Source organism: Streptococcus sp. HMSC067H01 (assembly GCF_001814775.1).
Lineage (GTDB): Bacteria > Bacillota > Bacilli > Lactobacillales > Streptococcaceae > Streptococcus.
Window position 1 is genome coordinate 223549 of the sequence record NZ_KV817803.1, and the last position, 23229, is coordinate 246777.

The window sequence follows — 23229 nt, forward strand, 5'->3', positions numbered from 1 at the left end:
GTATGGCACAATCTCTCAACAAGGTCATTGACCTACAAACTACTGGAACTTCTTACCTTTCTATACAAGGTAAAGTTGGAAAATTTCTGGTAGGAGACCAAGCCTTAGAGTTTTACTCGGATCGCAATATTGAGGATTATATCCAAATTCCTTGGACCAGTGTCAATCAAATTGGAGCCAATGTTTCAGGTCGCAAGGTTAGTCGGCATTTTGAAGTCTTTACAGATCAAGGAAAATTTCTCTTCGCCTCAAAAGACTCTGGAAAAATCCTTAAGATTGCTCGAGAAAAAATCGGAAACAACAAGGTTGTCAAACTTCCCACCTTACTCCAAATCATTGGCAAAAAAATAAAAAATCTATTTGCAAAAAAATAGAAAGTTTAGTATAATCATAGCAACGGATAAGTAGGTTATCCTCTTCTTTCAGAAAGTCTGCGGATGCTGCGAGCAGATAGGAGAGATAGGTGAAATTCTACCGTTGTTTTAAATCAAATACAGAATCAAGTGCACACCTGTGAAGTTGGATGGAACCGTGGCTCTGCCACTCCAACGCTTTGTCAGATGTGCTTTTTTCATAAAGGAGTTTATATGCTAGATATCAAACGTATTCGTACAGACTTTGATGCTGTCGCAGAAAAATTGGCTACACGTGGTGTAGATGCTGCTATCTTGAACGAGATGAAAGAAATCGATGCTAAACGTCGTGACATCTTGGTTAAGGTTGAAACCCTCAAGGCAGAGCGTAACACGGTTTCTGCTGAAATTGCTCAAGCTAAGCGCAACAAGGAAAATGCCGATGATAAGATTGCTGCCATGCAAACCCTATCTGCCGAAGTCAAAGCACTCGATGCAGAATTAGCTGAAATCGATGCTAAATTGACAGAATTTACCACTACTCTTCCAAACATCCCAGCTGACAGTGTTCCAATTGGTGCTGATGAAGATGATAATGTAGAAGTTCGCCGTTGGGGAACTCCTCGCGAGTTTGACTTCGAACCAAAAGCCCACTGGGATCTCGGAGAAGACCTTGGTATTCTTGACTGGGAACGTGGTGGAAAAGTCACTGGAGCTCGTTTCCTCTTCTATAAAGGCCTTGGAGCTCGCTTAGAACGCGCTATTTACAACTTTATGTTGGATGAACATGGTAAGGAAGGTTATACTGAAGTCATTACCCCTTACATGGTTAACCACGATTCTATGTTTGGTACTGGTCAATATCCAAAATTCAAGGAAGATACGTTTGAATTGAAAGATACGAACTACGTCCTCATTCCTACCGCTGAAGTACCTTTAACTAACTACTACCGTGATGAAATCATCGATGGCAAAGATCTACCAATCTACTTTACTGCTATGAGCCCATCTTTCCGTTCAGAAGCTGGTTCTGCTGGTCGCGATACTCGCGGCTTGATCCGTTTACATCAATTCCACAAAGTTGAAATGGTGAAATTTGCCAAACCTGAGGAATCATACGAAGAATTGGAGAAAATGACAGCCAACGCTGAAAACATTCTTCAAAAACTAAACTTGCCATACCGTGTAGTTGCTCTTTCTACAGGAGATATGGGCTTCTCAGCTGCTAAGACTTACGACTTGGAAGTTTGGATTCCTGCACAAAATACCTACCGAGAAATCTCAAGCTGTTCAAATACAGAAGATTTCCAAGCACGTCGTGCCCAAATCCGTTACCGTGATGAAGCAGATGGTAAAGTTAAACTTCTTCACACCTTGAACGGTTCTGGACTTGCTGTTGGACGTACCGTCGCTGCTATCCTTGAAAACTATCAAAATGAAGATGGTTCTGTAACTATTCCTGAAGTTCTTCGTCCATACATGGGTGGAGCTGAAGTTATCAAACCATAAAATAAACAAGAGGAAGCATAACTTCCTCTTTTGCATTTCATGTAAGAAAACAGGTAGAAAATCTTTCATTCTACCTGTTATTTTTATATTCTCTAGTAACCACCCATCATTGAAGGATCCATAGCTGGAGCTGGTGCTACCGGTTCTGGCTTGTTAGCCACAACGGCTTCTGTTGTCAAGATAAGACTTGCAACTGAAGCTGCGTTTTGAAGGGCTGAACGGCTAACCTTAACAGGATCGATAATACCTGCTTCAATCATGTTCACCCATTCACCTGTTGCAGCGTTAAAGCCTGTACCAGCTTCTGCATTTTTCAAACGATCGATAACGATTGAACCTTCATAGCCTGCATTGTAGGCAATTTGGCGAACTGGTTCTTCCAAGGCACGAAGAACAATGCTACGTCCTGTTGCTTCATCACCTGTCAATTCTAAAGCTTCAACAGCTGGAATGACATTCACTAAGGCAGTACCACCACCTGCAACAATACCTTCTTCCACTGCTGCACGGGTAGCATTAAGGGCATCTTCGATGCGGAGTTTCATTTCTTTCAATTCAGTTTCAGTTGCAGCACCGACCTTGATAACTGCTACTCCACCTGATAATTTAGCCAAGCGTTCTTGGAGTTTTTCTCGGTCGAATTCTGAAGTTGTTGTTTCGATTTGAGACTTGATGACAGCTACACGGTTAGCAATCGCTTCAGGATTTCCTGCACCTTCAACAATGACTGTGCTATCTTTATCTACAGACACTTTAGCTGCTTGACCTAAAGCTTCGATGGTAGCATCTTTCAACTCAAGTCCAAGGTCTTCAGTAATAACGGTACCACCTGTCAAGATTGCGATATCTTCAAGCATAGCTTTACGACGGTCACCGAAACCAGGAGCCTTAACAGCAACTACGTTGAAAGTGCCACGAATTTTGTTCAAGACAAGGGTTGGTAGTGCTTCACCATCAACATCATCTGCAATAATCAAGAGCGGACGACTGCTTTGAAGAATACTTTCTAGAAGTGGCAAGATTTCTTGGATATTTGAAATCTTCTTGTCTGTGATTAAAATGTATGGATTTCCAAGGTCTGCAACCATTTTTTCATTATCAGTAACCATGTATTGTGATAGATACCCACGGTCAAATTGCATTCCTTCTACGACTTCAAGCTCTGTTTCCATACCACGTGATTCTTCAATAGTGATAACACCATCTTTACCAACTTTTTCCATGGCTTCAGAGATGTACTCACCTACTTTTTCAGAACGAGAGGATACAGCAGCAACCTGCGCGATAGCTTCTTTGTTGGCAACTGGGATAGCGTTATTCTTCAAGGCTTCTACGGCTGCAGTAACTGCCGATTCAATCCCACGACGAATCCCAATTGGATTTGCACCGGCAGTAACGTTTTTGATTCCTTCACGAACGATCGCCTGTGTCAAGACTGTTGCAGTAGTTGTACCGTCACCAGCGATATCATTGGTTTTAGAAGCTACTTCTGATACCAATTTGGCACCCATATTTTCAAAATGGTCTTCCAATTCGATTTCTTTAGCGATTGTTACACCATCATTGGTAATCAATGGAGAACCAAATGATTTTTCAAGAACAACGTTACGACCTTTAGGTCCCAAGGTTACTTTAACAGTGTCTGCTAGGATATCCACACCGCGAACCATAGCAGAACGAGCGTCTGATGAAAATTTAATGTCTTTTGCCATACTTATTTTCTCCTTCTATTCTTCAACGATTGCTAAAATACTAGCCTCACCTACGATGAGGTATTTTTCATCACCATCTTTGACATCAATGCCTGCATGAGCTTCAACTAAAACCTGATCTCCAACTTTTACACTTGGAGCAACTAGTTCACCACTCAAGGTACGAACACCTTGGCCAGTAGCCACTACTGTAGCTGTTTTTGTTTCTTCTTGGGCTGATTTTGCGAGGACAAAGCCTCCAACAGTTTGTTCTTTTTCTTCAACTTTCAAGACCACACGGTCTCCTAATGGTTTCAACATCTGTTTTCCTCCATAATTCAATCATATTATTAGCACTCTTTGCATATGAGTGCTAAACCATAGTTCTATTGTATCACTTAGTCAGAAATAGTCAAGAAAAAAACACCTCAAAATGAATGAGATGTTCCTTAAAGATCACTTTAGAATTATTAACTTTCGATTAAAATCATCGACGACTTTTTGGAGATTGATCCGTCCTCGATAGATACCATATCCAAAAACCACCATTCCCAATATTCCAACCAAGGCAAGTAAAATTCCAAAAATTAAAATTGGGAGGAAGCTTTTATGAAAGAGATAAATCAAGACCATACCTATACTGGCAATGATAAAGAGTAAGCTAAACCAACGGCCAAGATTTTCAATCATATGACGTTGATACTTAATTTCTGTTTCATATCCATTAATAAGTTCTTGTTTTGTAACCATGAGGATCCTCCTGACAAAAATTGAGAATGAAGGGTAAGAGAAGGAGGTTAGTCTACTTCATTCTCAAAATTTTCTACTAGTAAATATGTGCTTTTCTTGAGCTTAGTAATTAAGATGTGGGTCAAAGATACCTAAAGCAACACCGACCAAAGCGACAACAACTAGAAGCAACATAACTTTGTTTGGTGAAACTTTTTTCTTAGACATTAACCACCAGCAAATAGTGATGAAAGTTGCTGTCAAGAGACCTGGATAAACACCATCAATCTTTTCTTGGATATTTAAGAATACTTTCCCTTCAGAATTCTCGAATTGAAGAGCTGTTGTAACAGATACCCAAGTTGCTGCTACCGCACCGATAACCATACCGCCGACAACGCTGATTGCTTTACGAAGTGCTTGTCCTTTTGGTCCTACTAGGAATTCAACGGCTTTATCTCCTAATTGATACCCTTTAAAGAAGGCAAAGCGCATGCCAAAGTATACCAAGAGGTTCCACACGATGATATAGAAGATAGCCCCTGCAACGTTACCACCTTTAGAAAGACCGAGGGCAATCCCCAAAAGAACTGGAATCAAGGTCCCAACGACCAAAGAGTCACCAATACCAGCGATTGGTCCCATCAAACCGGCACGCATACCATTGATGGTTTCACCATCCACTGCATCTCCGTTTGCTCGCGCTTCTTCCAAACCAGCTGTAATCCCTACAACAAGAGATCCAAGTTGTGGTTCAGTATTGAAGAAAGCAGTATAAGTTTGCATGGCATCTTTTTGTTCCTCTTTTGTGTCATACATTTCTTCTACGATTGGAAGCATAGAAGTTAAGTACCCGAAGGTTTGCATGTGTTCTTGAGAGAAACAAGTCAAATGGCCATAATACCAATGATGAAATGCTTTTGCTAATGTTTTCTTTGAAATTTTCTTTCTATCAGCCATCTTAAATATCCTCCTCATCATCGTCTACGTACACCACTCCAGCTGGAGCTGCTTTCATAGATTTAATCACTTCAAGTTCATAGTAGATTACTGCAAAGATTAATGAAACAACAGCACTAGCTACCAAGTTCAATCCAAGAGATTTAGCCAAGGTAAATCCAACAAAGAATGGAATGAAATCAGTTGCTTTTGTAACAATTTGTTTCAACAAGATAGCAATACCGACACATGGGAGAAGGGCTCCAACTGTAAAGAGGGCTTTCATCCAGAAACCATCCATAGGAAGGTAAAGTTTCATCAAATCAACCATGTTTTCACCATATTTGGTGATAATCATAGTTGGAAGGAAAGAGAAGAGGAAGTGAGAAATCCAAGGATAAACCCAGTCAACTGCGTAGAGTTTTTTGAAGTTTCCTTCTGCAACAGCTTTCCAACCAATGTGTTGCCAAAGCAAGTTCATTGTAGCTGTACCGTAGAAAAGAACAGTACCGATTGTCCCAACGGCCGCACCGATTGGGGCTGCAGCTGCGGCAATTCCAGCTTCGTCTGTGATGTTATTGGCATGCACAAACAAGATAGCAAGAGGAACACCGATATAAGAGATGGCACGAACATCGGCAGATACGGTACCACCAGGTGTTACCAAGGCGATATAAACGACTTGAAGGGCAACCCCGACCATAATACCAGTTGTCACATCTCCAAGAATTAAACCTGAAATCAACCCACCGATCAAGGGACGACCGAGTGTATAGTTCCCGATACTGGTACCTCCCATACCAGGCATTGAAGACAAGCTGGCGAAAATACCAAGCAAGATTGCTTGAATCCATGAAATTGTCATAACAAACGCTCCTTTTGTTTGTAAATTTATTTACCTAACAGATAAGACTGTTAGTTTTAAAAACCAAATTTAGATTTGAAATCATCCCAGTAACCAATTGAAACATCCGGCAACAATTGGAATTTAACCTTGTAACCTGCTGCCTGAATAGCCTGAAAGGCTTCTGCTTCTTCCTGTGTGATGGATTGGTTATTGCCCAATTTCACTGCACCAGGTCGATCATTTGCAGGGCCAACGATGATTTCTTTAACATCTCCTGGGACAAAACCTTGATCCACCAAAATTTCCTTCATATCGATTGGATTTTTGGTAATCAAGAAGTACCGACTGTCAGATTCCGTTACTTTTGCTGACTTTTCTTTAAAGGCTTCTTTTGTCCATACAAAGGTTTTCTTGTCTGATGCTCCTTTGTAAGCTTGGATCAAAACCTTGTTTGATGCTGCTGCATCGTTTACGGCAATCAAACCATCACATGGTTTTTCTTTTGCCCAGCGTGTGACTGTTTGACCGTGAATCATGCGGTCATCAATCCGTACAAATGTTACTACCATAAGGTACCTCCCTATTAAATATCGTCATCATCTTCTTCAGCACTAGTGGCTGAAACTTCAAAAGGTTGTAGTGCAGATTTTGCTTCTGATAAGATAGTTGCTGACAAATCGTCTCCATCCAACACATCCTTCATCACAACTGCTGTCAGAGCCATGGTCAGGTTCATCCCACCAAGGATCAAAGCTCCATCTAGCTTTCCAGCTTCTTCTAGGACAGTGGCTGCCGTAGTTAATGGACTACCACCTACAATATCTGCTAAGACCAGCACAGAATCATCTGCTGTCAATTCTGAAATGCTCTCTCTAAAATCAACTGCAAAGTCATCGACCGATTTTCCTTCTTTAAGTCCAACTGCGATGACCTGATTCATCTTGTCACCAGCAAACATAGCTAGCGATGTTTTTAGTCCTTCTGCCAATCCACCATGACTGACAAAAATGAGATATTTCATTTTGCTACGCCTCCTTTATTTGACTCTATTGTAGAATATTTGGAAGCGCTTTTACATTGTCAAATGTCACATGATAAACATGACATTTAGCAACAAAAAAATGACATCTGTCACTTGACACAATGTCATCTTATTTTTTTTAAACTCCTACCTGAAGACTACTTTCAATTTCCCTCTGAATTTGAGGCAAGCGGTTCTCGACATCTTGATCGCGCAAAGCATTGCCAATCAAGTAGTCCAGCTTTTCCAACATTTCTTTAGAGACATTCTTGGGACTACTTTCAACAGCTTGTTCCATGATACGATTCAAGGTCTGATTGGTCAAGGAATCCGTGCCAAAATCATCTACCTGTAGAAGATCTTTACTAGATTGACTTTGTACCACCTGTGGCATAACGGAAATCCCTTGAGATTGAGCAAAGAGGAGTTGTTGAATTTCTGGATCTTCTGTCAACAATTGCATCAATTCCCAAACTAACTTGGAATGAGGAGTCCGAGCAGACATGGCAAAAGAAGTCGTCGTAACCAAAGTCGCATTGGTAGTTTTTGACTTAGCAGGCATAGGGATACAGGTCCAGGTAAAGTTTGAATATTTAGAAACGTGGTAAGGATAAGGTTTATAGGTTCTATATTGAGCCAAAGTCATGGGATAAAAAGCGACTTTCCCTTGGTCAAAATCTTTGTAACTCACCTTGTAGTTCTTATTCAGGTCTTCCAATTTTTGCAGAAAAGTCAATGATTCTTTGACTTCTGGAGCCGTAAGTTTAAGCATCCCACCTTGAAAGAGACTTCCCCCATTTGCTGCCAAAGCTTCTTTCCAGGTATATTCTGTACTCCCAAACTGATCCAATTGCCCATCTCCATTGGTATCTTTTGTTAGTTTTTTACAAATTGTATAGAACTCTTCCAAGCTCCAACCTTCCTTGGGAACATCAATGCCTTCTTTGTCCAGCAAATCTTTATTGACACACATCAAAATAGGATTACTTTCATAAGGTAAGGCATAGGATTGCCCCTGATAGACACCTGATTCAAATGCAATAGGATAAAAAGCAGCTTGGTCTTCTTGATTCATATAGCCATTTAACTTTTCTAGAACGCCACGCGCCGCCAATAAGGATAGATCTTGCTCAGAGACCATGAACACATCCGGCGTCTTTCCTGAAACAATCTTTTCTGAGAGCCAGTCTGAATAATCTGACTGTGGAATCCCATTTTCATATTCCACATGGACATTAGGATGGGACTCTTCAAATTTTTGAATCGCAAGGTCCAAAGCATGGGAGCGTTGACTGGTTGGTACATCCCAACTAGACCCTGCATAAACGCCTATATGGAGCACGATCGGTTGTTGTTTCCACCAATAAAAACCAGTACTCACAGAGACCACAAAAAGGAGAACAATTCTCAAACAAAGATGCTTTCGGTTTAATTTCATTCCGTATTTCCTTTTGAAAAATCGCGTCTAGTCACTCCTGTTTGAACTGACCAAATTGCTAATTGCGTTCGATCTCTTAGGTTTAATTTCGCCAAAATCGTTGATAGGTAATTGCGCACAGTTCCTTCTGATAAGAAGAGTTTTGCAGAAATTTCTTTGTTTGACTCGCCATAACCGACTTCCTGAATAATTCGCCATTCTGTCGTGCTCAAATCCTTGACATTGTCCTCATCCACAGCAATAGAGAAATTCGATTTGGCCATTTGAGAGAATATCTGAAAGACCTTGCTTGCGATATTGGGGTTGATCATAGCTCCACCCTGATGCACCACCTTAATAGCCTCATAGAGCTCTTCTGTCGAGGCTCCTTTTAATAGATATCCTGAAGCACCATACTTGAGTGCACTATAGATAAATTCATCATCGTCAAAAGTTGTTAAAATAATAATTTTGATATCCGGATAGTGTTCTTTTACTTCTTTTGTCGCCAAAACCCCATCCATGCCTGGCATCCGAATATCCATCAGGATCAGATCAGGATGCGTCTGTGGAATGCTGGACAAGACATGATTCCCATCTTCCACTGTAGCTACCACTTCGATGTCGGAGTGAGCCGACAAAATAATTTTCAAAGATTCTCGAATCAAGGCTTGGTCATCTGCCACCATTACTTTTATCACCATATCTTATCTCCCTTCTTTATATTTTGGTAAACTGACACGTGTGAAAAATCCATCACGACTTTCAAATTGAAGCTGTCCTCCTAGTATGGAAATACGCTCCATCATCTGTTTGAGTCCATACCCATAAGTTAAGTTTTCAAACCCAACCCCATTATCTTGCAAAGCGATCAAATAATTCTCTTTATCCTCAAAAAAATGGAGTCTTAGTTGGCTGGCGTGACCGTGGCGAACCGCATTAGTCATAGACTCTTGTATGACACGAAAGATCGTATCTTCAATCATGACATCCATATCGACATCTACCCATTCATAGTTTAGATCAACTTGTAGGTTGGAAAGAATTTGATACTCGCGGATGGTCTTTTCTAAAGCATCTTTGAGAGTTCGTCCCTCAAGGGCTCCCGGACGAAGACGATTAAGAGAACCTCTCACATCTTGGATTCCTTCACGGACCACTTCTGATACGTTTTTCACCTGCTCTTTTGCCCGATTTGGATCGATATCAATCAAGACCCCAACAGCATCTAAACCTGCTGAGATGCCTGTTAGTGCGTGCCCCAGAGTATCATGAATCTCACGAGCAATCCGCTTACGCTCCCGATCCTCTGCAATCTTCTCAGACAAGGCCATATAATTGTTCAACTCCGTATTAACCTTGGACACCATGGCCAATTCTTCCTCTACTTCGTGGTTCTCCGCAAGAACGTTCATAATATAAAACAAAAGTGAAATAATGAAGAGTACCATATTCGAGGCATAAAGGGAATTCTTTAAGAAAAAGGCCAGAATGCGGATAGATTCAGGATAAAAATGAATATAGACATCTAAGGACGGAATCGGGAAGAAAAGCGAAAAGACATCTGAATTTGTCACAAGGAGCATCAAGAAGCTCACTAGGATAAAGGCAAACCAATACTTCCGGTCTCTCTTGGTATTCAACTCTTTGGAACCATAGAAGATATCCGCAAAAACCAAGAGAATGAGCCCGTTATAAGCTACATTTTGAACCCACATTAGAAGCAGCATCAGGAGAATCTCCAGAATATTCCTCCTATCAAAAATAGACCATCGACTCGTTTGAGGCCGATATCGACTCATCGATATCAAAGCAATCCCAGCAAACAAAACTGCAGACAACCAAAAAGTCGTAGATGGAGCAAAGGGAATGCGCTCTAGGCGCTCTAATAATAGAGAGGCTTGACGTTGAGCTATGATATAGTTAGTTGCTTGAAGATAGATGATACTGTTTAGCATAACAGCGATAAAATTGACGACCATAAGAATGGCCAAACTGTATCGAACACCTCTAAACTTTCTCATTACTGCCACCCATTCACATCAAATTGATCAATGTTTTCCTTTGTCATCATTTCAACTGGAATGCTCACCTCTTTGGTATAGCTCTTCCCTTCAGCAATATCTTGAATGACCTCCATCACACGGTCTCCCATCTTCAAAGGAGACTGTGCAACAGTTCCCACAACATCATCCGTCGAGTGCAACAAAGATTTCATATCTGGTGAACCATCGATTCCATAAATCGCAATGGGGTAAGTTATTCCTTGCTCCTTAATTGCAGCCAGAGCTCCTATAGCTGAGCGGTCATTTAAGGCAACCAAAGTATTGATTTCAACCCCTAACTGTAAGAAGTTTTGGACAGCCGGCATAGCAATCTCCGTCTGCCCCTTGGTTTCCAGTTCCGAGACAATCTGATAAGAACTGTGCCCCTCTATAGTGTCTTTAAAGCCCTGAATCCTCGTATCTGCTGAAACAGTCCCCTTATGTTCCAAAAGTAGGACTCGAGCACTAAAAGAACGTTTCATCAACTCTTTAGCAATCAATACTCCCGCTTGGTAGTTATCGGATACAATACTTGCATCTGGCTTAAAATTCTTCAGTTGGGTATCGACCACAATGATTTTAATTCCTTGTTTTCTAGCTTTTTCAAGTGCAGTTAAAATTGACTGGCTATCCCCCTTGACCGGATTGATCACTATCATATCAACTTTTTGAGCACAAAAATCATCAATCTGTTGGCTCTGTCTTTCTTCGTCCAATTCTGGATCTCGGACGTAAACAAGATCTCCTCTTTCATCGGCAATTCGACTAATTTCCGAATGAATACTTTTATAGAATCCATTGTTCATGGTCATATAGGTGACACCAATTTTAGTCTGATTCTTGATGCCACTTGTTTGACAACGGCCGAAAACCCATAAGAGAACACAGACCACTGGAATCAGCAGTAATAGACGCTTTCTCAGCCATTTCAACAATTCTATTTTCTCTTTATTTTTCTTCAAATTTCATTCCTTTTCCGAAAATTTTGAATATATTTTACTTTATTTTACTATTTTTTCAAAAAAAGTGCTTGATTTTATTGTACAAATTTATTCAACTATTTTATTTCTAAGAAGTATCTTCCGAATTATTTGACTATTATAAAGTAAAAAGCCGGTCTATTGACGAACCAGCTTTCTTTATTATTACTAGAAGGGAAGTTCCTCCTCTTCCAAAACAAGATCTGCTAAGTCTTGGCCTGCATTATTTTCACGCATAGCACGCTGGGCACGGCTTTCTAAGAGTTGAAAACCTGTACAGAGAACTTCTGTTACATAGTTGGTCTGGCCATTCTTCTCAAACTTACGGGTACGAAGTTCCCCATCCACAGAAATGAGACTACCCTTGCTTCCATAACTAGCCAAGGTTTCAGCCAATTTGCCCCAGACCACAATATTGATGAAGTCTGCTTCACGTTCCCCATTTTGATCTTTATAACGGCGATTCACTGCGATAGTTGCTCGTGCAACGGACTTGTCATTGTTGGTTTTGTGCAATTCTGGTGTAGACGTTAAACGTCCAATCATAATAACTTTATTATACATTTTTCATCCTCCTACTTAATAATTCGGAAGAATACAAAAAAAGTTACAAAATTTGTAACTTTTTAAAAATAATATTAATCTCTATGAATCATAAATCCAGTTGCCTGTTGATTAGCCATGATGGTCATATCTGTGATTTGTACACGTCGTGGTTGACCGGTTACATAGATAACAGCATCTGCAATATCTTGCGCCTGCAAGGCTTCAAGTCCCTGATAGACCGTCACCGCCCGTGCCTCATCTCCATGGAAACGGACCTTAGAAAAGTCAGTCTCTACAATACCAGGCTGAATAGTTGTCACCTTGATATCTGTAGCTATGGTGTCAATCCGAATCCCATCTGAAAAAGTCTTAACTGCAGCCTTGGTTGCTGAATAGACCGCTGCACCAGCATAGGCATAAATACCTGCAGTAGATCCCATATTGATGATATGCCCTTGATTAGCTGCTACCATGGAAGGCAAAAGACAGCGCGTAACTGCCATCAAACCCTTGACATTGGTATCTAGCATGGTCAACATATCCAACTCTTCATAGTCCTGATAAGGAGCTAAGCCTAAAGCAAGTCCAGCATTATTGACCAAGATATCAATCTGACCTACAGTCTCTAATATTTCTGAACAAACAGTCTTTACCATGCTCATATCTGTAACATCTAACGGAAAGGTCCAGACTTTTTGATTTGGAAATGCTTCTGAAAACTCGTTTTTTAGGACCTCGAGTCTTTCTGTTCGACGCCCTGTGAGTACAACATTCTCACCTTTCTCTAGATATGCACGCGCAATGGCTTCACCGATACCTGATGTTGCACCTGTAATGACTACATTTTTTGCCATCCTATTTTCCTCAAGCAAAGATTATAAATCACTTTTAGTGATTAAGCAGTCCAGTGTGTAGCTGGGTCAAAGGGTGTTCCAACTACCTGGTCGTCTGATAATTCAATGACACCACGTTTTTGGGGAGCATTTGGCAAGGCAAGCTCACGAGGACTACACATCATACCAAAACTCTTTTCCCCACGAAGTTCCCCTGGGAAAATGAGATTGCCTTTTGGCATCATGGCTCCAGGAAGAGCAACAATGGTTTTCAAACCAACACGTGCATTGGGAGCACCAGCAACGATTTGCACTGTCTTATCACTCGCAACTGCCACTTGGCAGATATTGAGGTGATCACTATCTGGATGTGCCACCATCTCTACGATTTCACCAACGACAAATTTCGGTTCCTTGTCATTGATAATCTTTTCGGTAAAATCTTGAACTTGCAATTCTTGGTTCAAACGAGCTACTTGGTCGTCTGTCAAAAATATTTGGCCACGTTCCTCAATTTCGAATAAGCTAGAAACTTCAAAAATATTCCAAGCAACAGTTTCACCAGTTTCCTTTAGAAAAACTCGTGCCACATTGCCTTTACGCTCAACATCTAGTTTGGCATCTCCACTATTTTTTACGATGACCATAAGGACATCGCCTACATGTTCTTTATTATATGTAAAAATCATTCTTTCTTTTCTCCTATTTTAATCCTGCTAAAAATTCGTTAATTTGGTCCTTGGTTTTACGGTCACGATTGACAAAGCGTCCAATCTCCTTGCCCTTATCTAAGACAACAAGACTTGGAATCCCGTAAACATCCCACAGCTTGGCCAAGTCCATGTACTCATCACGGTCTACTCGTATAAAGATAAACTCTGGATTTGCCTCTTCAATCTCCGGCAATGCAGGATAGATATAGCGACAATCGCCACACCAGTCCGCAACAAAAAGGAAGACATTCTTCCCATCCTGTTCTACTAGATTTGCTAATTCTTCTAAACTGTTAGGTGAAATCATAAGACTTCCTCCTCATAGATGAGATTTTCATCTTCATAGACAAAGGTATAATGTCGCCCATCTTCAAACATGACACCTCCGACCAAGCGATTCATATCACTTTCGTAAAGCTGTACGTAAAGAGTTGCAATAACTCCCATTTTTGAGAATTCCTCTCGGACTTTACTAGTTAATTCTTCTTGACTTACCATTAGTTTATGGTCATCGGCTACTTTCTTAACTCCAAAAGCAAGAGCTCCGAGACCGATTATGGCAAGACCTGCCTTAAAAATATTTTTCGTTTTCATGCTAACATTGTAACACAAAAAGGCTCAAGGAACAATGAAAAAGGGAGTTTCCCTCCCCTTTCTAATTTCTAAAAATTAATAATTTCTCTCGCCAAACAAACCTTCTGGTAAATCATGGAATCCCTTGCCTGCCTTGAAGTTTTCAAATTTACCCAGTAAGAACTGGTAGGCATCCAAGCGACTCTCGTAGCGAATCATGGCATCTTTAGCGCGCTCATCTTGATCTTCTTCATAGACCTTTTGACTTTCCTTGTGTGCCATATCGTTAATCATGATTTGGGTATTAACCCAGGCTTCAAATTCCTTCATAAATTCTTGCTCGTAACTCATTTTTTCTCCTTATTCTAATCCACGGAAAAAGTCTGTATCAATCTCACGGTAGGGTTGGATGTCCTGGACATATTCCAAGACTCCTTGAAACTCTCCATTTTCATCGTGTACAGCAGCATAAGTGATATGGACAAACTTGCCCCGTGACTCGGACTTGAACCACATCTCGTACTTGTCTTTTTTCCCTTCACGAAGACCTTGCATAATGGTTTTTACCTTATCCAAATACTTGGGTGGATGACATAGCTCGACATTTCGTCCAACTTGAGACGGTGTCCGCTTGAAAATCATTTCATCCGCTGGAGTATTGTCATTATAATACTGGAAAATATCGTCTTTATTGACAAAGGTAATCTCCATCGGCAAATGATTAAGGATAAGATTCGCCTGTTCAACTGATAGATAGCCATTGCCAAAAGCTTGTTGGCTATGACGGTCATGGACTGCTTCCTTTTCCTTTGGTGTAAAGGTGATAGTAAACTGACCCTCTGGCGTATCGATAACTTGTTGAACTTGACCCTCTGCCGTGTCTAACTGAACGGCCTCCTCTGCACTCTTTTCATCAACAAAACTCTGTCTTTCTGACACCCATTTTTCAGACGGACGGATGATGGCATAGCCATAGGCGTCACTTTCCTCAGCAATCTGAATCCAGTCATCTTGGGTAAAAGATTCGAGCAAGATCATTAGGAGGATAGACTCTTCCTTGAAAATCATACTTTCAAACTCTGTCGCAAAAGCCTCAAAATCTGCCTTTACAATACTAATGGATGCTTCTGGTAGTGACCTAACTGTCCCCAATGCTTTTTGATAGAGTTCCCTAATCTGGTCATCGACTCCCCACATGACTTTTGGAGGCGAATCATGGCCATAACGTTCCATGATAGGAAAGAAGAGCTCTTCCTTGCGCTGGTAGTGACGGTCGAACTGACCTACAAGCCCCATCTGACGAACCAACCCCTTACGCATCTCCGCCAGCATTTCCTCGTCTTCCATAGACTCATATGTGTCTAACAATCTTCGAACACGAATCAAGGCAGCACGGAGGGCTAGATTTTCATCCTTAAAAACACGCACAGGATGACCTGGATGCTCTGTATCTTCAACTTCAACACCCTTAACAGCATTCTTAAAGAGATTGGCATGGACATCACAGAGCTCCATGACGTCTTCAAAGGTCACGCCTGAGTCAGAGTTCATCAACTCATGCTCCATGAGGGAAATCTCGATGGCCGATACACCTGTAAAGGTCGCATCAAAACGCTCCTGAACAGACTCAGGTGAGGCACCATTATGCAATTCTAATAAAATATCCCGTAGGATATGAATACGTTCATCTGCCATTAGTCTATCCCAATCACTTCGTAACCATTTGCTTCAAGTGTGCGCACAATCTTATCCATAGGAGTTCCCTCCAGCTTAGACCCCTGTTTGAGCGATACTTTTCGTCCGACTGTATTTCGCATCAAAGGATTTGCAAGAGGTTTAAAACCGAGTTCTACTAGGATATCTAAAACTTCTGGATGCTTGTCCACAACTTCCGCAACAGGAATAGATACATCAATGATATTGTCCATCATAACCTCCATCATATTCTCTAACAGTTTTTTCTTTTTTATTATACCACAAGGGCAAAGATTAAAAAACTAGCAGTAGAAGACTTGCTAGTTTATTTCGTATAATTTCATTATTTCCAATTATATAGACTTTTCCTAGTAAAACCTCAAAGTCTTATCCTTACCATGATCATCAGAGAAGTTTGAAAAACCAATCTATGATCTTGAAAAGAATCCTATAGAACAGTAATTGGACAGCGAAAGAGATGAGGAACCAGAGTATTTTTATCAGACCAACAATTGGTGTTATAAAAATAAGAGTGAAGAGTCTCAAAAGAAATTTCATTCTTTATCCTCCGGCTTCATTAACCAAGTAGCTGTATCCATAAGCTTATCTACGAGAAATAATTTTCCCAAACTAACGACTATGTTTTCATCTTTTTTTATGGTTTCTGCAACTTTTAAAGCTTGGGTTGTAAGAAGATAATTACCATAGGTTTTGGCCAACACTTTTATGAATTCCATATTACTCACCTTCGATGATTTCTGCTTCTTTTCGAATAGTTTCTATATCTTCTTGATATTGCTCTTCATTATAGTTAACTAATTTAGATAACTCCTGTTGCAAGCTTTCTCCCATTGGTTTCATGGTCGCAAATGTTAAGCCACCTGAAATAATACCACCTAGGATAGGAATAAATTTCCCCATTCCTTTGGCTAGGCCTCCCTTTGTCAGATTAACCCCAAAAATCTTCAAAACTTTTTTCAAAATTGGATACCAGAGCGTCTTTGTCAAGGCTTTCTGAGGAACAGTTTTCATCACTTGCTTAGCAACAGCAACACCTCCTGCTCGAAGCAAGGCAGCTGTACCATTTACCCCAAGCATGACACCAAGATATAGCAAGAGGGTATTTTGAGCATCCTCACTTAATTCATCACGAGAAGCCCAAAGGTCATCGTAACCGTAAATATATCCCAATTCTTGAGCTAATTTTAATGAAAAAGCATAAAATTGAGCTACATCTGCTGGTATGGTAATTGCCATGGCAAGACCGCCAGGTAAACCAGCCAAAACAGATGTCCCACTTGCTAGCAAAACATTATCTTTAATACAGGCATTGGCCACTCGATCTAAGGTTTCCTGAGGTAATAAAGCTGTCGGCCCTTCTTCCAATAATCTAGTAATATCCTTTGAAGCCACTTCCTTAGAGAATTTGTCCATTAAAAATTTTGACCGGTTCACTTTGACGACAGGAAGTTTTACTACCTGTTGCAACACTTGCATCGCCACATCTTCTTTAGCCATCTCTATCTCCATTTTTCATTCATATCAAGCTTTATCTTATCATATTTATGGAATAAATGATATTTTCAAGATTTATTTTATTTTCTGAATTTCTATTTATATAATCTGACTAGACAATGACCGACTTATAGCCACAAAAAAGAGGGTTGCCCCTCTTTCTACTTAGTTTTTATCCAGATTGCGTAGCATCTCGTCAATCTTGTTTCCATATTCGATGGATTCGTCTTTGACGAAAGTTAAGTCTGGAATTTTGTACAATTTCAAATTGCGACCAAGTTCACGTTTGATAGTACCAGTTGCTTTTTCAAGTCCGACTTGAGCTTTTTGATTATCTGAAGCCAGGTTACTCAAAATAGTGTAGTAGACCTTAGCAACAGACAAGTCACCTAGCATCTGAACATCAGTGATGGTCACACCTTGGACACGCGGGTCACGGACTTTCTTTTGCAAAATCTCATTGACTTCGCGCTTGATCTCCATGCCCACACGATCCGTACGGAAATGATTTGCCATATTTCTTCCTTTCTCTCAATTGAACCAAAAGCTAGGCCAGCAGACCTAGCTTTGTCTAGTAGATAGAGGAACTAGAGCCATTTGAATCTAGGAAACAAGCCTTAGATAGAACTAAGGGTTCATCAAGGCGCTGTTGACGACGAGTCAAATCAGCTATCGTTTCTCTATTATCGTTTGATTTCTTCCATGATATAGGCTTCAATCACATCATCCATCTTAAGATCATTGTAGCCGTCAATCATGAGACCACCTTCACGGCCGTTTGTAACTTCTTTAACGTCATCTTTATAGTGTTTCAAGCTAGCTAGAGCACCATCGTAAATAACAACACCATCACGGATAACACGGACTTTAGAGTCACGGGTAACTTTACCGCTGGTAACCATGAATCCTCCGATTGTTCCCACTTTAGATACCTTGAAGGTTTCGCGGATGATCGCTTCACCAATAACTTTTTCTTTAAATTCTGGGTCAAGCATCCCTTTCATGGCTTCTTCCATCTCTTCGATCACCTTGTAGATGATGCTGTGGAGACGGATTTCTACATCGTCAGCTTCTGCTTGTTGACGAGCTTGTGGTGTAGGACGTACGTTGAAACCAACGATAAAGGCATTTGAAGCCTCGGCAAGAGTCACGTCAGATTCGTTGATGGCACCGACAGCTGCATGGACGATAGTAACTTTCACGCCCTCAACATCAATTTTTTGAAGTGAGGCAGAAAGTGCTTCAACAGAACCTTGTACGTCTGCTTTGATAATGACGTTAACTGACTTGAGTTCGCCAGCTTTAAGGGTATCAAAGAGATTTTCAAGGCTGACACGTTGTGTAGCTTGACGTTGCTTCATAAGAGCACGTTTAGCACGTTCTTCACCAGCTGCACGAGCTGATTTTTCATCTTCGTAAACGGCAAAGTGGTCACCCGCCATTGGCGCTTCGTTCAAACCAGTGATCGATACTGGTGTTGATGGTCCTGCAACCTTCACACGACGTCCAAGGTCGTTGGTCATGGCACGGACACGTCCGAAGGTATTTCCGACAACGATTGGATCTTGAACGTTCAAAGTACCTTGTTGAACAAGGAGGGTTGCAACCGCACCTTTACCTTTATCCAAACGGGCTTCGATAACAGTACCGATGGCGCGAACTGTTGGGTCTGCTTTGAGTTCTTGGATTTCAGCCACAAGAAGTACAGTTTCCAAGAGTTCATCGATATTTTGGTTGAACTTGGCTGAGATTTCTACAAACTCAGAATCTCCACCCCAGGCAGTTGACATAACACCATGTTCAGCCAATTCACCGATCACACGTTCTGGGTTGGCACCTGGTTTATCAATCTTGTTGATGGCTACGATGATTGGAACATTAGCCGCTTTTGAGTGGTTGATGGCTTCGATAGTCTGAGGCATAACTCCGTCATCTGCCGCTACGACCAAGATAGTAATATCGGTAACAGAAGCTCCACGCGCACGCATTGAGGTAAAGGCCGCGTGTCCTGGTGTATCAAGGAAGGTAATCTTCTTGCCATTTTCCACGATTTGGTAGGCACCGATATGCTGAGTGATACCACCGGCTTCACCTGTCGCAACACGAGAGTTACGAAGGGTATCCAAGAGGGTTGTCTTACCATGGTCAACGTGTCCCATGATGGTAACAACTGGTGGACGCTCTACAAGTTCATCTTCATTGAGATAACCATCTTCAGCGAAGAAACGTTCGATATCAGCATTGTCCACTTCAACCTTTTGTTTAGCATCAATACCGTAATCGACCATGAGGAGTTCGATTGTTTCACCGTCTAAGGACTGGTTTTGTGTCGCCATCACGCCCATCATGAAGAGTTTCTTAACAATCTCAGCTGGTTCGCGCTTGATACGTTTTGCAATTTCCGCGACGGTCATACCATCTGTATATTCAAATTCTGTTGGCAATTCATGGAACTTACGCTCTGTAACAGGTTTTGGTGCCTGACTACGGTTGTTTTTGTTATTGCCTTTTTTATTCTTTTTGTTATTGTTCCAGTTACTATTTCTTTGATTTCTCACTTGATTTTGACTACTTCGATTCTTTTGTTGTTTTCTAGGACCATCTTCTTCGTGATCGAAATCATCACGTTCTTTGTCTGGTCGAGCTTGTTTTTTACGACGTGTATCCACTGGTGCTTCTTTTTTCTCAGGGACGACTTCAACCACTGCTTGAACTTGTTGCGCTTGTTCAGCTAACTTAGCCACTTCTTCAAAGATTTCCTCTGGCTCCTTGCGTTTGTTAGCTTGGGCCAAGGCTTCTTTGGCAGCCTGAGTCTGCTTGAAACGTTCCTCACTTGAACGTGCATATTCTGCATTTTGCTCTGCTTTTAGGGCTGCTGCACGGGCTTTAAAGTCAATACGTGGAGCCGCTTGATTTGAACGTTTGTCCTCTTGTTGACGACGATCGTTTCCACGATTTTGCTGACCTTGCTGTTTCTTAGCTTGGTCATTAAAGCGACGATTGTCGCGGTTTCCCTGACCTTGTTTTCCACCATTACGGCCGTCGTTTTTCTGACGGTTCCCGTTTTGTTGTTGGTCACGGCTATTGCCTTTATTTTGCTTGCGTCGCTCTGCCTGCTCTTTAGCACGGGCTTCACGCTCAGCCTTAAAGTTTCGACTCTGCGGTTTTGCTGGTGCCACTTTTTCTTCTTTAGGGACAACAGCTGTTGCTGGTTTTGCCTCTTCCTTAGCTACAGCTGGTTTAGCTGGCTCAGATTTTTCGGCTTTCTTTTCTGTACTTGCTTTTGGTGCCGCAGGTTTTGCTTCTACTTTCGGAGCAGCAGACTTAAAGCTGGCAGCGATTTTTGCAGCGACAGCTTCTTCCACACTTGATGAGTGGCTTTTCACATCCAAGCCCAACTCTTTTGCACGCGCTACAACTTCCTTACTTTCTTTTCCAAGTTCTTTTGCGATTTCGTACAATCTTTTCTTAGACAAATCATGTCCTCCTCTTCTATTCCATAAGAGACCTCATTTTCTTTGTAAATCCAGCATCTGTCACAGCCAAAACCTTTCTTGATTTCCCGACTGCTATGCTTAATTCCAGTGTTGAAAACACGGTAATAACTTCTACTTGATAATAATGACTTTTATCCTGAATCTTCTTGGTCAAGTTGGGAGCGGCATCATGAGCTAGAAATACTAGCTTTACTTTCTGGTCTTGGATAGCCTTGACGACCATTTCTTCACCCGAGATGATTTTCCCTGCTCGTTGAGCAAGACCCAAGAGATTGGTAATTTTTTGCTTATTCAAGTCCTAACTCTCTTCTTTTCACTTTGTGATCGACATAGGCAATCAACTCGTCATAAAAGCTTTCTTCAACTTCCATACTAAAGCTACGGTTAAAGACTTTTTTCTTTTTGGCCTCAAGGGCTTCTGCATTGTCTAGCTTGATATAAGCGCCACGACCATTAGCCTTGCCTGTCGGGTCGATAAAGACCTGTCCATCTTTGTTCTTGACAATACGGAGTAAATCACGCTTATCAATCACTTCGTTGGAAACAACAGACTTGCGCAAAGGGATTTTTCTAGTTTTCATCCTTCCCTCCTCTGATCAGCTCTTATTCTTCTACCAATTCGTCTGCTTCTACCTGGTCAGCTTGTTCTGCTGCTTCCATGGCTTCAAACTCACTTGCAGACTTGATATCGATACGATAGCCTGTCAAATGAGCTGCCAAACGAACGTTTTGACCACGACGACCGATGGCAAGAGAAAGCTTGTTATCTGGCACAACGACCAAGGCACGCTTGCTGTCGTTTTCATCAAAGATAACTTGGTCAACTTCAGCAGGAGCGATAGCGTTGTAGATAAATTCAGCTGGATCGGCTACCCATTCGATAACGTCGATGTTTTCTTCGATTGGAACCATACGATCGCTCTTAGCATCGTAGCGAGCTGGGTGGAATTTGCTAGTAATTTTCTTGATGTTAGCACCACCACGTCCGACGATTGTCCCGATAGCATCCACGTTTGGATTGTGGCTACGAACAGCAACCTTGGTACGGTCACCTGCTTCACGAGCAACACTCATGATTTCAACAGTTCCGTCATAGACCTCAGGAATTTCTTGTTCCATCAAACGTTTAATCATTTCTGGATGGCTACGGCTTACAAAGACGTTCACTCCGCGAGGATTGTCCTCAACCTTGTAGACATAAACTTCAATACGATCGTGAGAAGCAAAGACTTCTCCAGGGATTTGGTCTTGTTTTGACAATTGGGCTTCGATGCTGCCAAGGTTGACATAGATGAAGCGGTTGTCAAAACGCTCTACTGTACCTGACATGATCTCTTGCTCATGCTCTTTGTAGGTGTTGTAGGTGATGGCACGTGTTTGCTTGCGCATTTTTTCCATGATGGTTTGTTTGGCAGATTGGGCTGCTACACGACCAAACTCACCTGGTGCTTCTTCAAATTTAATCTTGTCCCCAAGCTCGTAAGCTGAGTTAATGGCAAGAGCATCTTTTAAGCTGATTTCCAAACGGCTATCAAATACTTCATCAACTACTTCACGAACAGTATAAACTGTAAAGTCACCTGTCTTTTCGTTGAAATCAATGGCTACACTGTCTGATTGACCATAGCGTCTGCGATAGGCTGAACGAAGTGATTCCACCACTGCATCAATGATGTCTTCTTTTTTGATTCCCTTGTCTTCTTCCAAAATGCGGAAGGCCTCTAGCATTTCTTTACTCATCTTCTATTCACTTTTGAATCTTCAAAAGCTTCCTTTCTTTTACTATAATTTTACTGCTAAACGTGCTTTTGACACCAAACTGTATGGGATTTGGACCGTTTTCTTACGTGTCTTGTCCATATACTCCATAGTCAACTCATCCTCTTCAAAGGCTAGCAAGGTTCCTTCAAATACCTTTTGCTTATCGATGGCTTGGTAAAGTCCAACATGGATGTATTTCCCAACCGCTCCAGCGACTGCTTCCTTGGTTTTCAAAGGACGCTCCAAGCCTGGACTGGTGATTTCTAGGAAATATTGTTCTGGGAAGGGATCTGGCTTGATAGTATCTAGGACAGGACTGATAATCTCTGTCAAGTCCGCTGTGTCGTTCAAGGTAATTCCCTCTGGTTTATCTACAAAAATACTAAGAATCATGTCACTGCCAATCTTTCCGTACTCGATATCAACGAGTTCAAAAGGAGCTTCAATGACAGGTTCTACGACTTCTCTGACTAATTCTACGATAGTTGCGATTGCGTCCACCTCCTCATAAGCAAGAGGCGAAGATATTTCCCCGCCTCACTTTCTCATATTCTTACTTATAGTA

General features: G+C 41.4%; 29 protein-coding genes. 2 read left to right on the forward strand and 27 right to left on the reverse strand.

Features of this window, described 5'->3' with window-relative positions; translation table 11 throughout:
• Positions 1-2: 2 nt before the first annotated feature.
• Positions 3-374 carry a DUF956 family protein gene (locus HMPREF2987_RS07575; RefSeq protein WP_075230010.1) on the forward strand — a complete coding sequence of 124 codons (372 nt, stop codon included), beginning with the start codon at positions 3-5 and terminating at the stop codon, positions 372-374.
• Positions 375-587: 213 nt separating this feature from the next.
• Positions 588-1862 (forward strand): serine--tRNA ligase, encoded by a 1275-nt coding sequence (gene serS, locus HMPREF2987_RS07580; RefSeq protein WP_075230011.1) that lies wholly within the window; start codon positions 588-590, stop codon positions 1860-1862.
• 92 nt (positions 1863-1954) lie between these two features.
• On the opposite strand, the gene groL is transcribed toward serS, so the two are convergent.
• The 27 genes from groL to rimP all read right to left on the reverse strand — a co-directional run bounded on the left by groL (position 1955) and on the right by rimP (position 23165).
• A complete protein-coding gene (gene groL, locus HMPREF2987_RS07585; RefSeq protein WP_075230012.1) occupies positions 1955-3574 on the reverse strand; it encodes a chaperonin GroEL in 1620 nt (539 codons plus the stop codon).
• A 15-nt stretch (positions 3575-3589) separates the two neighbouring features.
• Positions 3590-3874 carry a co-chaperone GroES gene (groES, locus tag HMPREF2987_RS07590; protein WP_075230013.1) on the reverse strand — a complete coding sequence of 95 codons (285 nt, stop codon included), beginning with the start codon at positions 3872-3874 and terminating at the stop codon, positions 3590-3592.
• A 135-nt stretch (positions 3875-4009) separates the two neighbouring features.
• A complete protein-coding gene (locus tag HMPREF2987_RS07595; protein WP_075230014.1) occupies positions 4010-4303 on the reverse strand; it encodes a PTS fructose transporter subunit IA in 294 nt (97 codons plus the stop codon).
• A 102-nt stretch (positions 4304-4405) separates the two neighbouring features.
• A complete protein-coding gene (locus HMPREF2987_RS07600) occupies positions 4406-5260 on the reverse strand; it encodes a PTS system mannose/fructose/sorbose family transporter subunit IID (RefSeq protein WP_180364511.1) in 855 nt (284 codons plus the stop codon).
• Positions 5244-6086, reverse strand: a complete 843-nt coding sequence (locus HMPREF2987_RS07605; protein ID WP_075230016.1) for a PTS mannose/fructose/sorbose/N-acetylgalactosamine transporter subunit IIC — start codon at positions 6084-6086, stop codon at positions 5244-5246. Before HMPREF2987_RS07605 ends, HMPREF2987_RS07600 begins: the two co-directional genes overlap by 17 nt.
• 56 nt (positions 6087-6142) lie before the next feature.
• Complete coding sequence (locus tag HMPREF2987_RS07610; RefSeq protein ID WP_000261775.1) at positions 6143-6637, reverse strand: PTS sugar transporter subunit IIB; 495 nt, start codon at positions 6635-6637, stop codon at positions 6143-6145.
• A gap of 14 nt (positions 6638-6651) precedes the next feature.
• The gene (locus tag HMPREF2987_RS07615; RefSeq protein ID WP_075230017.1) at positions 6652-7089 is read right to left on the reverse strand and encodes a PTS sugar transporter subunit IIA; all 438 of its coding nucleotides are present in this window, start codon (positions 7087-7089) and stop codon (positions 6652-6654) included.
• Positions 7090-7228: 139 nt separating this feature from the next.
• Entirely contained in the window at positions 7229-8527 is a 1299-nt protein-coding gene (locus HMPREF2987_RS07620; RefSeq protein WP_075230018.1) for an ABC transporter substrate-binding protein, read from the reverse strand.
• Positions 8524-9207 (reverse strand): response regulator transcription factor, encoded by a 684-nt coding sequence (locus HMPREF2987_RS07625; RefSeq protein ID WP_075230066.1) that lies wholly within the window; start codon positions 9205-9207, stop codon positions 8524-8526. The genes HMPREF2987_RS07620 and HMPREF2987_RS07625 overlap by 4 nt, the downstream gene beginning before the upstream one ends.
• Positions 9208-9213: 6 nt before the next feature.
• On the reverse strand, positions 9214-10530 hold the full coding sequence (locus HMPREF2987_RS07630; protein WP_075230019.1) for a sensor histidine kinase: 1317 nt from the start codon (positions 10528-10530) through the stop codon (positions 9214-9216).
• Complete coding sequence (locus HMPREF2987_RS07635; RefSeq protein ID WP_075230020.1) at positions 10530-11513, reverse strand: substrate-binding domain-containing protein; 984 nt, start codon at positions 11511-11513, stop codon at positions 10530-10532. The genes HMPREF2987_RS07630 and HMPREF2987_RS07635 overlap by 1 nt, the downstream gene beginning before the upstream one ends.
• A 186-nt stretch (positions 11514-11699) precedes the next feature.
• Entirely contained in the window at positions 11700-12095 is a 396-nt protein-coding gene (locus HMPREF2987_RS07640) for a single-stranded DNA-binding protein (protein WP_000282453.1), read from the reverse strand.
• A gap of 74 nt (positions 12096-12169) precedes the next feature.
• On the reverse strand, positions 12170-12931 hold the full coding sequence (locus HMPREF2987_RS07645) for an SDR family NAD(P)-dependent oxidoreductase (RefSeq protein WP_075230021.1): 762 nt from the start codon (positions 12929-12931) through the stop codon (positions 12170-12172).
• A 41-nt stretch (positions 12932-12972) separates the two neighbouring features.
• Positions 12973-13599, reverse strand: a complete 627-nt coding sequence (gene ytpR, locus HMPREF2987_RS07650; protein ID WP_075230022.1) for a YtpR family tRNA-binding protein — start codon at positions 13597-13599, stop codon at positions 12973-12975.
• 13 nt (positions 13600-13612) lie between these two features.
• The gene (locus HMPREF2987_RS07655; RefSeq protein WP_075230023.1) at positions 13613-13930 is read right to left on the reverse strand and encodes a thioredoxin family protein; all 318 of its coding nucleotides are present in this window, start codon (positions 13928-13930) and stop codon (positions 13613-13615) included.
• Positions 13927-14217, reverse strand: a complete 291-nt coding sequence (locus HMPREF2987_RS07660; protein WP_075230024.1) for a DUF4651 domain-containing protein — start codon at positions 14215-14217, stop codon at positions 13927-13929. The genes HMPREF2987_RS07655 and HMPREF2987_RS07660 overlap by 4 nt, the downstream gene beginning before the upstream one ends.
• Before the next feature lie 75 nt (positions 14218-14292).
• Positions 14293-14547: a DUF1912 family protein gene (locus HMPREF2987_RS07665; RefSeq protein WP_000119707.1), complete on the reverse strand. Its 255-nt coding sequence runs from the start codon at positions 14545-14547 to the stop codon at positions 14293-14295.
• Positions 14548-14556: 9 nt separating this feature from the next.
• The gene (locus tag HMPREF2987_RS07670) at positions 14557-15891 is read right to left on the reverse strand and encodes a DUF438 domain-containing protein (protein ID WP_075230025.1); all 1335 of its coding nucleotides are present in this window, start codon (positions 15889-15891) and stop codon (positions 14557-14559) included.
• Positions 15891-16124, reverse strand: a complete 234-nt coding sequence (locus tag HMPREF2987_RS07675; protein WP_000368731.1) for a DUF1858 domain-containing protein — start codon at positions 16122-16124, stop codon at positions 15891-15893. The genes HMPREF2987_RS07670 and HMPREF2987_RS07675 overlap by 1 nt, the downstream gene beginning before the upstream one ends.
• A 321-nt stretch (positions 16125-16445) precedes the next feature.
• Positions 16446-16628 (reverse strand): hypothetical protein, encoded by a 183-nt coding sequence (locus HMPREF2987_RS07680; RefSeq protein ID WP_075230026.1) that lies wholly within the window; start codon positions 16626-16628, stop codon positions 16446-16448.
• Between the two features lies 1 nt (position 16629).
• Positions 16630-17409, reverse strand: coding sequence for a hypothetical protein (locus HMPREF2987_RS07685; protein WP_075230027.1), 780 nt, complete (start codon positions 17407-17409; stop codon positions 16630-16632).
• A 162-nt stretch (positions 17410-17571) separates the two neighbouring features.
• Entirely contained in the window at positions 17572-17922 is a 351-nt protein-coding gene (gene rbfA / locus HMPREF2987_RS07690) for a 30S ribosome-binding factor RbfA (protein ID WP_001273602.1), read from the reverse strand.
• A gap of 167 nt (positions 17923-18089) precedes the next feature.
• Positions 18090-20882 carry a translation initiation factor IF-2 gene (gene infB, locus HMPREF2987_RS07695; RefSeq protein ID WP_075230028.1) on the reverse strand — a complete coding sequence of 931 codons (2793 nt, stop codon included), beginning with the start codon at positions 20880-20882 and terminating at the stop codon, positions 18090-18092.
• Between the two features lie 16 nt (positions 20883-20898).
• Complete coding sequence (locus HMPREF2987_RS07700; protein ID WP_049530127.1) at positions 20899-21198, reverse strand: YlxQ-related RNA-binding protein; 300 nt, start codon at positions 21196-21198, stop codon at positions 20899-20901.
• Positions 21191-21484 carry an RNase P modulator RnpM gene (gene rnpM / locus HMPREF2987_RS07705; RefSeq protein ID WP_075230029.1) on the reverse strand — a complete coding sequence of 98 codons (294 nt, stop codon included), beginning with the start codon at positions 21482-21484 and terminating at the stop codon, positions 21191-21193. Before rnpM ends, HMPREF2987_RS07700 begins: the two co-directional genes overlap by 8 nt.
• Positions 21485-21506: 22 nt before the next feature.
• Positions 21507-22643, reverse strand: a complete 1137-nt coding sequence (nusA, locus tag HMPREF2987_RS07710) for a transcription termination factor NusA (protein WP_075230030.1) — start codon at positions 22641-22643, stop codon at positions 21507-21509.
• Between the two features lie 42 nt (positions 22644-22685).
• Entirely contained in the window at positions 22686-23165 is a 480-nt protein-coding gene (gene rimP / locus HMPREF2987_RS07715) for a ribosome maturation factor RimP (protein ID WP_000338687.1), read from the reverse strand.
• Between the last annotated feature and the right edge of the window lie 64 nt (positions 23166-23229).